The sequence below is a fragment of the Rhodoferax potami genome, from assembly GCF_032193805.1.
GTDB lineage: Bacteria > Pseudomonadota > Gammaproteobacteria > Burkholderiales > Burkholderiaceae_C > Allorhodoferax > Allorhodoferax potami_A.
Genome location: NZ_JAVBIK010000001.1, coordinates 469,309 through 481,161, shown reverse-complemented (window position 1 = coordinate 481,161; position 11,853 = coordinate 469,309). Strand labels below are relative to the sequence as shown.

The window sequence follows — 11,853 nt, the reverse complement described above, 5'->3', positions numbered from 1 at the left end:
CGTCTGCAGATTGCGCGTGATCAGTGTGCGCCGGCCGCTGCTTCCGAGGCGCCTGCGCCCCCCTTGGCCGGGCGGGAGAGCCACACCAGCGGAATTAACAGCACAAAGATCACCGCCGAGGCGTAGAACACATCATTGGCTGCCAGGGTGGCGGCTTGCTGGTCGATCATGCGGTTGATCTGGCTCAGGGCCTGCTCAGTGCTCAGGCCGGATGCGTTCAATCCCGCCAAGGCGCTGTTAGATGCCGTGCTGCCGCGGTTGATCATCTCGGTCAGCTGGGCGTGGTGCAAGGTGGTGCGGTCTTGCCACACCGTGACCGAGATCGAGGTGCCAAAGGAGCCGAACAGCACCCGGCAGAAGCTGCTCAGGCCCGAGGCGGACGCAATCTTGTCGCCCGGCAAACCGCCCAGAATGATGCTGGTCAGCGGAATGAAAAACAGCGCGAGCGCAATGCCCTGGATCAGCGTCGGAATCATCATGGTGTTGAAGTCCGAGAGTGTGCTGAAGTGCGAACGCATCCAGAGCACCAGCGCAAACACCAGGAAGGCCAGCGTCGCCAAGCGGCGGGTGTCGAACTTGGTGATGTTCTTGCCGATGATGGGCGACAGGATGATCGCAAACAAACCCACTGGCGCCATCAGCATGCCGGCCTGGGTGGCGGTGTAGCCCATGAAGCTTTGCAGCCACAGCGGCAGCAGCACGATGTTGCCCATGAAGAGGCCGTAAGCAATTGACATGGCGATGGTGCCGGTCAAGAAGTTGCGGACCTTGAAAAGCTTCAAATCGACCACCGGGTGGTCATCGGTCAGCTCCCACACGATCAAAAACGCGAAGGCCACCACCGATAGCACGGTCAGCGCAATGATCTCGTTGGAGTGGAACCAGTCGAGCTCTTTGCCCAAGTCCAACATCATCTGAATCGCGGTTACTGCAATCACCAGCAAGGCCAGGCCCACGGTGTCGATGGGCAGCTTGCGCGTTTGCGTTTCGCGCTTGTGAAAGATGCTCCAGGTGATGAACCCCGCCACGATGCCGATCGGCACGTTGATAAAGAAAATCCACCCCCAGTGCGCGTTGTCGGTGATCCAGCCGCCCAGCAGCGGGCCCATCACGGGGGCGACCAGCGTGGTCATGGCCCAGAGCGCCATCGCCAAGCCCGCAAGGGCCGGTGGATAGCTGGAGAGCAACAGCGTTTGCGCCAGCGGCATCATGGGGCCAGCCACAAAGCCTTGCAGGGCGCGGGCACCAATCAGAAAGGGCATGTTGGGCGCAATGCCGCACAACCAGCTGGACAGCACAAACAACAACACGCTGGTGATAAACAGCCGCACTTGGCCGAAGCGTTGCGACAACCAGCCGGTCAGCGGCAAGGCAATCGCGTTGGCCACGCCAAAGCTGGTAATGACCCAAGTGCCCTGGCTGGAGCTGACCCCGAGGTCACCGGCAATGGCCGGTAAAGACACGTTGGCAATGGACGAGTCCAGCACGTTCATGAACGTGGCGGCCGACAGCGCAATCGTGCCCCACAGGCGCGCCGACCCTTCCAGGGGTGGCAGCGCAGAGTAAGCGGCGGGTGAGCTCATGGATGGCTCACACGCCTTCGCCGGCCTTGGCGGCGGCATGGACGTTGGTCTTGGCGCCACGGCCGAGGTTGGCGGCAATCACTTTGCGCACTTCGGCGTTGGCTTGCTGGTCCAACACGGTGTACACATCGGTTTGGGTCACCGAGGCGGCGCGGGGCGCATCGGCCAAGGACTTGCCGCTCTGGTCGGTCACGTCCACCGTGGCTTCCATCGAGAGGCCTACGCGCAGCGGGTTCTGGGCCAGTTGCTCAGCATCCAGCGCCACCCGCACCGGCACGCGCTGTACCACCTTGATCCAGTTGCCGGTGGCATTCTGGGCTGGCAGCAGCGAGAAGGCGGCACCAGTGCCGGCACCCAAACCGGCGACCGTACCTTTGTATTCCATCTTTTTGCCGTACAGGTCGGCGGTGAGTTTGACTGGCTGGCCGATGCGGATGTTGCGCAGCTGCACTTCCTTGAAGTTGGCATCCACCCACAACTGATTCAGCGGGATGATGGCCATCAAGGGAGCACCAGCTGCCACGCGCTGGCCCAGCTGCACCGTGCGCTTGGCCACGTAGCCGTCCACGGGCGCGGGCAGCTCGGCGCGGTGCAGGGCGAGGAAGGCCTCGCGCACCTTGGCGGATGCGGCCACCACGCTCGGGTGGCTTTCTACATTGGTGCCTTCGGTCAGGGTCTGGTTGCTGGAGAGCTGCTCACGCGCAGCAGCCACACCCGCCTGGGCGGCGGACAGGGCGTTCTGGGCGGTGGTGAGTTGCGACTTGGCGTGGTTGAGTTCTTCCTTGGACACGGCGCCGTTGCCGGCCAGTGCCTGGCGGCGGTTCAGGTCGTCGGTGGCACGGGCGATGTCGGTCTGTGCGCGGGCGATATCGGACTCACGCAGCGTGACCTGGGCGGACAAGGTGCCGTTGTTGGCATACAGCGTGCGCACCTGGCGCACCGCTTGGGCCAGGTTGGCCTCGGCTTGGTCGAGCGCCACTTTGGCATCGGCCGGGTCTAACTTCACCAGCGCTTGGCCGGCTTTCACGAAGTCGGTGTCGTCCGCCATGATGGCAGTGACAGTGCCGCCCACTTGGGGGGTGATTTGGATCACGTTGCCTTGCACATAGGCGTTGTCAGTTTCTTCCGAGTGGCGAGCACCAAAGCAGCCGAAGCCGCCATAGGCCAGACCCAGCAGGACGACGATGGAGAGAACGGTCAGCGCTTTTTTGCGTGCAGGGTTGCCGGCGGGAGTGGCGGCCGGGGCGACGGTGGGGGTGGAAGAAGTGCTCATGGTGTTTCTTTCAATCAGGTTCAGTGCGTGTTGGGTGGGGCCGTAGTGAGTGCTTAGCGCGCCACTACGTCGCTCGTCTGTGCGTTGGCTGCTGTGTTGTCGGTGTCGGTAAAGCCGCCACCCAGCGCGCGGATCAGCTGGATCTGTGTGTCCACGCTGCGGGCCGCCAGGTCCACGGCCAGCTTGCGCTGGGCCAGCACGGCGGTTTCGGCGTTGAGCACGTTCAGGTAGTTGCCCAAGCCCGCTTCGTACCGCTGCACGGCAATGGCGTAGGCGGCCTCGGCAGATCGCTGGGCGGCTTGTTGCTCGGCCTGCTGGCGCTCAATGGCTTTGGTGGAGGTAAGCTGGTCGGCCACATCGTGCACTGCGTCGACGACTGCGGCGTTATAGGTCTCAATGGCGGCGTCCAGGTCGGCGGTTTTGCCTTTGAGGTTGGCGCGCAGGCGGCCGCCTTCAAACAAGGGCAGGCGAATGGCTGGGCCCACGCCCCATTGGGCGCTGCTGCTTTGCACCAGCTTGTCAAAGCCGATGCTCGAGAAGCCGGCAAACGCGGTCAGGTTGATGTTGGGGTAGAACAGGGTTTTGGCGTTATCCACATCGCGGGTGGCAGCCTCTACCCGCCAGCGGGCGGCGACCACGTCGGCACGCCGGCCCAGCAGGTCCATCGGCACCGACTGCACTTTGGTTTGTGCGGCCGCTATGGAATTGATAGCTTCTGGCGCATATTTGGTGAGCGCTAGAGGCGTATTTTGTTGCCCAGTCAAGGCGGCGAGGGCATTGAGGAGCAAAGCTTCCTGCTCTTTCAGGGCTTCGATTTGGAAGCGGGCATCAGGCAGTCCGCTTTCGCTTTGCTGGAGTTCGAGCTGGGTGTCCAGGCCGGCTTGCAGGCGGTCGCGGACCAGCTGGCGGGTTTGCTCGCGCTGGGCCAGGGTGCGCTGGGCCACTTCGAGTTGACCTTGCACCCGCAGCCACTGGAAGTAGCTGCGAGCCACATTGCTGGCCAACAGCATGCGGGCTGCCTGGGCGTCGGCTTGAGCAGCGCGGCTTTGGCCGATGGCAGCATCCAGCGCAGCCCGGTTCTTGCCGAACAGGTCCAGCTCCCAGCTGCCGCTCATTTGCAGCGTGGCGATCTCGCGCTCGCTGCCAGCAATCGGTGCGGGCACCAAGCCGTTGCGGGTGTAGAGCTGGCGGGAGGCATCCAGCCCTGCGTTCAATTGCGGTGCGCCGGAGGCGTTGGCGTTGTCGATTCCGGCCTGCACGCGCAGCACACGGGCCTGGGCCACGCGCAGGTTGGGGTTGTTGGCCAAGGCTTGGGCGACCAGCTGGTTGAGTTGCTCATCGCCGTAGGCTTTCCACCACTGGCTGTCCAGCGCGACGCTGTCCGCCGGAATAGCTTGGGTAGACAAGCCGGCTTGCTGCGCAGCAACCGGCGTGGCTTGCGAAAAGATGCCCGAGAAGTTGGCACACGCGCTCAAAGACGCAATGGCCACCGCGCTAAGCGCAAACCGGCTCCAGCGCAGTACCGGGGATGTGAGGGAGTTGGTGTCTTGCATGGGGTGCTTAGCGGTCGGTAGAGGGGGCGCTCACTGCAGCGCTGTTGGCTGCCTTGATGCGTTGGGCGTTGTCCAGAATGCGGCGCAGATAGCCCTTAAGGTTCTCGAATTCCTCAGCGTTGAAACCGTCAAGGTGGGTGTTTTGCACCTCGCACAGCACCTGGGGAATGTCGGCCGCGGCTTGCGTACCGGCAGGCGTGAGCTGGATGTTGACGACCCGGCGGTCTTGCTCGGAGCGCACGCGCTGAACCAGGCCTTTGGCCTCCATTCGGTCGAGCAGGCGGGTGGTGGCGCCGTTGTCGAGCTCGCAGGCGCGGGCCAGTTCGGCTACGGTGGACGCTTGCTTGTTGTAGAGCTTGAAAAGCGGAATCCACTGTGCGTTGGTCAGGTCGGTGTGGGCGAGCTGGTGCTCCACCGACTGGGCCACGTGCGAGAGGATGCTGCGCATCAGGTAACCGATGCTGTCTTCCGGCCGATAGCTTTCGGGGCTGTAAAACGAAGGGGAGATATGGTGCATGGCCCGAATATTATTTGCCTAAGCAAATATTGTCAAGGCTGATATTGCATGGGCAATGGAATGGGCGAAAAAAAGCCGCGAAAGGCGCTTTTTAAGCATGCGGGTGCGGGCTTATTTGAGGATGTCGCCCAGGCAGAGGTACTTGACTTCGATGTAGTCGTCCATGCCAAAGTGCGAGCCCTCGCGGCCGAGGCCGGATTGCTTGACGCCGCCGAAAGGCACGTGTTCGGTGGCCAGAATGCCCACGTTCACGCCCACCATGCCGTACTCCAGCGCTTCGCCGACACGGTAGATGCGGCCGATGTCGCGGCTGTAGAAATAGCTGGCCAGGCCGAATTCGGTGGCGTTGGCCGCATCAATGGCTTCTTGCTCGGTGGTGAACTTGAACACCGGGGCGAAAGGGCCGAAGGTTTCTTCGCGGGCGCACAGCATGTCAGCAGTAGCGCCGGACACCACGGTAGGCTCAAAGAACTGGCCTTGCAGGGCGTTGCCGCCGGTTTCTACCTTGCCGCCCTTGGCCACAGCGTCTGCCACGTGGCGTTTGACCTTTTCGATGGCCGCGTCTTCGATCAGCGGACCTTGCACCACGCCGTCTTCAAAGCCGTTGCCGACCTTCATGGCCTTGACCTTGGCGCTGAACTTGGCCACGAATTGGTCGTACACGCCGGCTTGCACATAGAAGCGGTTGGCGCACACGCAGGTTTGGCCGGCGTTGCGGTACTTGCTGGCCAGAGCGCCTTCGACCGCAGAGTCCACATCGGCGTCGTCGAATACGATGAAGGGGGCATTGCCACCCAATTCCAACGACAGCTTTTTGACCGTAGGCGCGCTTTGCGCCATCAGGATGCGGCCCACTTCGGTGGAGCCGGTGAAGCTCAAGTGGCGCACCACATCGCTCGCGCAAATGACCTTGCCCACGGCAATCGACTGGTCGCTGTCGGCGGTGATCATGTTGAGCACACCGGCCGGAATGCCGGCGCGGATGGCCAACTCGGCGGCTGCCAGCGCAGTCAGCGGGGTGAGTTCCGCGGGCTTGATGATGACCGGGCAACCGGCGGCAAGCGCAGGCGCCACCTTGCGGGTGATCATGGCCAGCGGGAAGTTCCACGGTGTGATAGCTGCGCACACGCCGATGGGCTGCTTGATGACCATCAGGCGGCGGTTGTTGTCGAACTGGGGCAGGGTCTCGCCGTTGACGCGCTTGGCTTCTTCGGCAAACCACTCCACAAAGCTGGCGCCATAGGCAATTTCGCCCTTGGCCTCGGCAAACGGCTTGCCTTGCTCGGCGGTCATGATGCGGGCCAGGTCTTCCTGGTTGGCCATCAGCAAATCAAACCACTTGCGCAGGATGATGCTGCGCTCTTTGGCAGTCTTGCTTTTCCAGGCGGGCCAAGCGGCGTTGGCGGCGGCGATGGCGGCTTCCGCGTCTGCGGCACCGAGGTTGGCCACATCGGCGAGGTGCTGGCCGTTGGACGGATCGGTCACCGCAAAGCGACTGGCTCCCTTGACCCATTGGCCATTGATCAGCGCATCGGTCTTGAGCAGGCTGGGGTCTTTCAACAGGGAAAGCGGCGATGTGGACATGGTGTCTCCTCAAAATTCAAACAAAATGGGCTGCTAGCGCACATAAAACCTGCGCGAGTAGCTATGAAAAACGTAGCAAATTCAGGTGTGTAGCCGGCAGTCAGCGCACCGGCACCCCGGGTAGCACACACAGCATCTCGTACAACAGGTTGGCCCCTAGCAAGGCGGTGTTGCCGGTTGTGTCGTAGGGCGGTGATACCTCCACTAAGTCTGCCCCAACAATATTAAGCCCACGGCAACCCCGGATGATCTCCAGCGCCTGGGGCACGGTCAGCCCGCCGATTTCCGGCGTCCCGGTACCGCCGGCGTAGGCAGGGTCAATGCCGTCAATGTCAAAGCTCAGGTAGCAGGGGGTGTTGCCCACGCGCTGGCGCACTTGCTCCATCACCGGGGCCAAGGAGTGGTGCCACACCTCGTGGGCGGGCACTAGCGTAAAGCCTTGGCGGCGCGGCCAATCGAAATCATCGGCCGCGTAGCCGGTGCCGCGCAAGCCAATCTGGGTGACCTTGCTGCAATCGAGCAGGCCCTCTTCCACCGCGCGGCGGAAGGGGGTGCCGTGCGCAATGCGCTCGCCGAACATGTCTTCATTCACGTCGGCGTGCGCATCCACATGCACCATCGCCACCGGACCGTGTTGGGCTGCCATGGCCCGCAGAATGGGTAGCGCAATGGTGTGGTCCCCACCTAGGGTGAGTGGTATGCAGCCGTGGCCCAACACCTCGGAGTAATAGGCCTTAATGATGTCTACGGACTTCAGCAGGGAGTAGGTGTTGATGGGCACATCGCCCAGATCCGCCACTTGCAGGGCATCAAACGGGGCGGCGCCGGTGGCCATGTTGTAAGGGCGCAGCAGGCAGGACTCGGCACGGATCTGGCGCGGGCCGAAACGTGCCCCCGGGCGGTGGCTGGTGCCGATGTCCAGCGGCACACCGATGAAAGCCGCATTCAGCCCTTGGGCGGATGCGGCAACCGGTAGGCGCATCATGCTTGCGATGCCGCCGAAGCGCGGCATGGCATTGCCGGAGAGAGGTTGGTTCAAATCCATACGGTTGGGGCTCAGGGTCAGGCTTTGCGGCCGCGCAGCCATTCCAGCACCAGCAACATGGCGGTGGTGAACAGGATCAGCAAGGTAGCCACCGCTGCAATCGTGGGCGAGATGTTTTCGCGGATGCCGGTGAACATCTGGCGCGGCAGGGTGGTCTGCTCAGCGCCAGCCAGGAACAGGGTCACCACCACTTCGTCAAACGAGGTAGCAAAGGCGAATAGCGCGCCCGAAATCACACCCGGGGCAATCACCGGCAATGTGACGCGCATGAAAGTGTTGAACGGTGTCTCGCCAAGGCTCAGCGAGGCGCGCACCAGGTTGTGGTTGAAGTTGGCCAGGGTGGCCAGCACCGTGGTCAGCACAAAAGGCGCACCCATGGCGGCGTGCACCGCAATCAGGCCCACATAGCTGTCGCTCAGACCCAGGGGCGCGAAATACAGGTAGGTGGCCACACCGATCACGATCACCGGCACCACCATCGGCGCGATCAAGAAGGCCATGAGCAGGCCCTTGAAACGGAACTCGGTGCGGCTCAAGCCCACGGCGGCCAGTGTGCCCAGCACGGTGGCAATCACGGTGGCGGCGGGCGCCACGATGAAGCTGTTGCGCATGGCGTTGGACCACTCGGGCGCGGTGAACAAGTGGCTGTACCACTTGGTCGACCAACCAGGGATCGGGTAGGTCAAAAACGAGCTGCTGGAAAACGACAGCGGAATGATGGCCAGAATCGGCGCCAGCAAGTAGCCCAGCACCAGCACACACACGATGCGCAGCAGCCACCAGCCAGCCTTGTCGGCCAGCGTGAAGTAGAGGGGGAATTCAGGCAGTTTGAACATGGATGTCTTTCTTACGCCAAGGCCAGGTCTGCTTTGCCGATGCGGCGGTACACGCCATAGAGCACCAGCGTGGTGGCGAGCAACAAGGCGCCCAAAGCGCAGGCCATGCCCCAGTTGACTTCCACGTTGGTGTAGCGGGCGATGTAGTAGCTCAGCATCTGGTCATCTGCGCCACCCAGCAGGGCGGGGGTGATGTAGTAGCCAATCGACAAGATGAACACCAGTAGCGCACCAGCGCCCACACCCGGGAAGGTTTGCGGCACATAGACCCGCATGAAGGCAGCCAGCGGTGCGCTGCCAAGGGACACTGCCGCACGCACATAGGTGGGTGGCACGCTCTTCATCACGCTGTAAAGTGGCAAAATCATGAAGGGCAGCAGGATGTGCACCATGGAGATGATCACGCCGGTGCGGTTGAACAGCAGCGCCAATGGCTCACTGATGACACCGATGCCCAGCAGTGCACCGTTGACCAGACCCTCAGACTGCAGCAACACGATCCACGCAGCCACACGCACCAGGATGGAAGTCCAGAAAGGCACCAGCACCAGAATCATCAGCACATTGGCTTTGCGCTCGGGCAGGGTGGAGAGCCAATAGGCCAGCGGGTAGGCCAGCAGCAGGCACAGCAAGGTGACCACAAAACTGATCTGGAAGGTGCGCGCCAATATGCCGCCATAGGCGCGCTGGTCTTCGGGCATGCGCTCGATGTGGCCCTGCGCATCGCGTTTCAGGTCTACCGACGCCAGCAGGTAGTCGGGCGTCCAGCGGGAGCCGTTTTTGGCAATCGCTTGCCAGAACTCAGGCTCGGCCCACCGGGCGTCTTTATCGAGCAGCTGCTGGCGCACGGTATCGGCATCACCTTCGATGGGCAAGGCCTTATAGGCACCCATGATCAGCGAGCGGGCGCCGGGCACTTCAGAGTTCAAGCGGCGCGCCAAGGCGCCGGCATCTGCCGTGTCGGGCAGTTGCGATAAATCTTTGACCAAGGCCGCGTAGGCAGCTGCTTGGGGTTGGGACGTGCGGTCCCACTCGGCCAAGGCCTCCACTGTCGTGGGCAGGGCCTTGGCGACTTCGGGGTTCTCCACCGCGCGCATCAAGAGCGCGGCGATAGGAACCAACAGGGTCAGGAGCAAAAACACCAGCAAGGGCAGTGTCAGGCTGAAGGCCCGCCATTTGCGGCGGGACTCCGCACGGGAGAGTGCCGCACGGAGATCGCCCGGGGGCTGGATGGCACTGGCTTGCATGGTCATGGGTTCAGGCTCCTGACGGTCTACGGATTACTGGGTGGCCCAGGCAGCAAAACGCTTTTCCAGAGCTTCGCCCTGGTCAGCCCAGAAGGTGGTGTTGAACTGCAAGGCTTCCTTGGCGTTCTTGTCCGAGGTGGGCAAGTCGGCGAGTACCTTGGCGTTCAGCTTGGCCAGAGCCTTCTTGTTGGTCGGGCCGTAGGCGATGTTTTGGGCGTAAACCGCTTGGTTCTCGGGCTTCATGGCGAAGTTCAGGAACTTGTAGACAGCGTCTTTCTTGGCAGTGCCCTTGGGGATGACCCAGTAGTCCAGGTCATAAATGCCACCGGGCCAGTAGATCTGCAGGTTACGGCCTTCGCGGTTGGCGGCATCAATACGGCCGTTGTACACGGTGGACAAGACCACATCACCAGCCACCAGGAACTGGGGCGCCTGGGCACCGGCTTCCCACCACTGGATGTTGGGCTTGAGCGCGGTCAGCTTCTTGAAGGCGCGCTCTGCGCCGTCTTTGGTAGCCAGTACCTTGTAGATGTCAGCGGGCTTCACGCCATCGGCCAGCAAGGCGAATTCGAGGTTGTAGCGGGCGCCTTTGCGCATGCCGCGCTTGCCGGGGATCTTGGTGGTGTCAAAGAAGTCGGCCCAGCTGGTGGGGGCTTTTTTGAGCTTGTCGCCGTTGTAGGCCATCACGGTAGACCACACAAACAGGCCGACACCGCACTCAGTGACTGCAGACGGCAACAGGTCGGCCTTGGGCGCGATTTTGCTGTAGTCGAGCTTTTCAAACAGACCCTCGTCGCAGCCGCGGGCCACGTCAGGAGACTCCACTTCCACCAGGTCCCAAGTCACGTTCTTGGTTTCCACCATGGCCTTGATCTTGGCTTGCTCGCCGTTGTACTCAACAGCAGTGACCTTGATACCTTCTTTGGCAACCGGCTCGTAGTAAGCGGCCTTTTGGGCATTGGCGTTGGCGCCGCCGAAGTTCACCACGGTGATGGCGTCTTGGGCTTGAACATTCATCGCGAAGCAGGCAGCCACAGAGGCAGCAGCGATCAGGCTTTTTTTCATGGAGAAATTTCCTAGATAAGTTGAGGAAGGGACAGGGGGGGGAACTTCAGAGCGCGTAAATGCGCGTAAACGGGGTCGGAAACTCGAGGTGCACCGTGCTGCCCATAGCGGGCGGCGTGAGGGCACACGCGTGGGTGAGCGGCAGTTTCACTGTGGCTTGCGCCTGACCAGCACCCAGTGCGCATTGCAGGCGCACATGGTCGCCGTAATACACAATGCCGGCCACTTGGGCGGCTACCGTGTTCAGCCCGGCCTGCGCCTGTAAATGCAGCGCAATCCGCTCGGGTCGCACACAGGCCTCGACCATGGCGCCGGTGGCTGCGTTGTTGACATTGATGCCCGCCAGCTTTTGGCCTTGGCCGAGCTCAATGCATGGTGCATCAGCATTACCACCCAATGTGCCGCGCAGCACTGTGCTGTCGCCCACAAAGCCGGCCACAAAACGGTTGCTGGGGGCCTCGTAGAGGCTTTGGGCATCGGCCAGTTGCTGGATCACGCCTTCGTTGAACACCGCCACACGGTCGCTCATGGTCAAGGCTTCGCCTTGGTCGTGGGTCACGTACACGAAGGTCACACCCAGCTGGCGGTGCAACTCTTTGAGTTCGAGTTGCATGTGTTCCCGCAACTGTTTGTCAAGGGCGCCCAGGGGTTCGTCCATCAGCACCAGTTGGGGCTCGAACACCAGCGCGCGGGCGAGTGCCACGCGTTGCTGCTGGCCGCCCGAGAGGCGGGTGGGCAGGCGCTCGCCCATGCCGGTCAGGCGCACCATGTCCAAGGCCTTTTGCACGCGCTTTTCTTGCTCGTCTTTGGGGACCTTGCGCACGGTGAGCGGGTAGGCCACGTTTTGTGCCACCGTCATGTGGGGGAACAACGCGTAGTTCTGGAACACCATGCCGAAGTTACGCTTGTGCGGCGGGGTGCGGGTGATCTGCTTGCCGTCGAGCAGGATGTCGCCTGCTGTGGGGGACTCGAACCCGGCCAGCATCATCAGAGTGGTGGTTTTGCCGGAGCCCGAGGGTCCGAGCAGGCTCAGGAATTCACCGCGCTGGATATCGAGGTTCAGCTCCCGCACCACCAGCTGTTCGCCGTCGTACGTTTTTTGTACGCCGCTAAAGCGCACCAAGGGTTCAGTAGAGGACATGTGTTCTTC

General features: G+C 62.3%; 10 protein-coding genes. All 10 read right to left on the bottom strand.

Translation table 11 applies throughout. The features are described 5' to 3' along the window. Positions 1 to 20 precede the first annotated feature (20 nt). The 10 genes from RAE19_RS02320 to RAE19_RS02275 all read right to left on the bottom strand — a co-directional run bounded on the left by RAE19_RS02320 (position 21) and on the right by RAE19_RS02275 (position 11,844). The gene (locus RAE19_RS02320; protein WP_313873398.1) at positions 21 to 1,583 is read right to left on the bottom strand and encodes a DHA2 family efflux MFS transporter permease subunit; all 1,563 of its coding nucleotides are present in this window, start codon (positions 1,581 to 1,583) and stop codon (positions 21 to 23) included. Between the two features lie 7 nt (positions 1,584 to 1,590). Further along, complete coding sequence (locus RAE19_RS02315) at positions 1,591 to 2,856, bottom strand: HlyD family efflux transporter periplasmic adaptor subunit (protein ID WP_313873397.1); 1,266 nt, start codon at positions 2,854 to 2,856, stop codon at positions 1,591 to 1,593. A 53-nt stretch (positions 2,857 to 2,909) separates the two neighbouring features. Beyond that, complete coding sequence (locus RAE19_RS02310) at positions 2,910 to 4,409, bottom strand: efflux transporter outer membrane subunit (protein WP_313873396.1); 1,500 nt, start codon at positions 4,407 to 4,409, stop codon at positions 2,910 to 2,912. 7 nt (positions 4,410 to 4,416) lie between these two features. After that, entirely contained in the window at positions 4,417 to 4,926 is a 510-nt protein-coding gene (locus tag RAE19_RS02305) for a MarR family winged helix-turn-helix transcriptional regulator (protein WP_313873395.1), read from the bottom strand. Positions 4,927 to 5,037: 111 nt separating this feature from the next. Next, positions 5,038 to 6,510: an NAD-dependent succinate-semialdehyde dehydrogenase gene (locus RAE19_RS02300; RefSeq protein WP_313873394.1), complete on the bottom strand. Its 1,473-nt coding sequence runs from the start codon at positions 6,508 to 6,510 to the stop codon at positions 5,038 to 5,040. Between the two features lie 100 nt (positions 6,511 to 6,610). Further along, complete coding sequence (speB, locus tag RAE19_RS02295; RefSeq protein WP_313873393.1) at positions 6,611 to 7,555, bottom strand: agmatinase; 945 nt, start codon at positions 7,553 to 7,555, stop codon at positions 6,611 to 6,613. Between the two features lie 17 nt (positions 7,556 to 7,572). Continuing rightward, entirely contained in the window at positions 7,573 to 8,391 is an 819-nt protein-coding gene (locus RAE19_RS02290; protein ID WP_313873392.1) for an ABC transporter permease, read from the bottom strand. 11 nt (positions 8,392 to 8,402) lie between these two features. Beyond that, positions 8,403 to 9,644 (bottom strand): ABC transporter permease, encoded by a 1,242-nt coding sequence (locus tag RAE19_RS02285; protein ID WP_430962505.1) that lies wholly within the window; start codon positions 9,642 to 9,644, stop codon positions 8,403 to 8,405. A 27-nt stretch (positions 9,645 to 9,671) separates the two neighbouring features. Beyond that, entirely contained in the window at positions 9,672 to 10,703 is a 1,032-nt protein-coding gene (locus RAE19_RS02280) for an ABC transporter substrate-binding protein (protein WP_313873391.1), read from the bottom strand. 46 nt (positions 10,704 to 10,749) lie between these two features. Next, positions 10,750 to 11,844, bottom strand: coding sequence for an ABC transporter ATP-binding protein (locus RAE19_RS02275; protein ID WP_313873390.1), 1,095 nt, complete (start codon positions 11,842 to 11,844; stop codon positions 10,750 to 10,752). Positions 11,845 to 11,853 lie beyond the last annotated feature (9 nt).

Bases quoted from the DNA above. Each gene is read 5' to 3' on its own strand.
- RAE19_RS02320 (WP_313873398.1), bottom strand. From the start codon at position 1,583: ATGAGCTCACCCGCCGCTTACTCTGCGCTGCCACCCCTGGAAGGGTCG.
- RAE19_RS02315 (WP_313873397.1), bottom strand. From the start codon at position 2,856: ATGAGCACTTCTTCCACCCCCACCGTCGCCCCGGCCGCCACTCCCGCC.
- RAE19_RS02310 (WP_313873396.1), bottom strand. From the start codon at position 4,409: ATGCAAGACACCAACTCCCTCACATCCCCGGTACTGCGCTGGAGCCGG.
- RAE19_RS02305 (WP_313873395.1), bottom strand. From the start codon at position 4,926: ATGCACCATATCTCCCCTTCGTTTTACAGCCCCGAAAGCTATCGGCCG.
- RAE19_RS02300 (WP_313873394.1), bottom strand. From the start codon at position 6,510: ATGTCCACATCGCCGCTTTCCCTGTTGAAAGACCCCAGCCTGCTCAAG.
- speB (WP_313873393.1), bottom strand. From the start codon at position 7,555: ATGGATTTGAACCAACCTCTCTCCGGCAATGCCATGCCGCGCTTCGGC.
- RAE19_RS02290 (WP_313873392.1), bottom strand. From the start codon at position 8,391: ATGTTCAAACTGCCTGAATTCCCCCTCTACTTCACGCTGGCCGACAAG.
- RAE19_RS02285 (WP_430962505.1), bottom strand. From the start codon at position 9,644: ATGACCATGCAAGCCAGTGCCATCCAGCCCCCGGGCGATCTCCGTGCG.
- RAE19_RS02280 (WP_313873391.1), bottom strand. From the start codon at position 10,703: ATGAAAAAAAGCCTGATCGCTGCTGCCTCTGTGGCTGCCTGCTTCGCG.
- RAE19_RS02275 (WP_313873390.1), bottom strand. From the start codon at position 11,844: ATGTCCTCTACTGAACCCTTGGTGCGCTTTAGCGGCGTACAAAAAACG.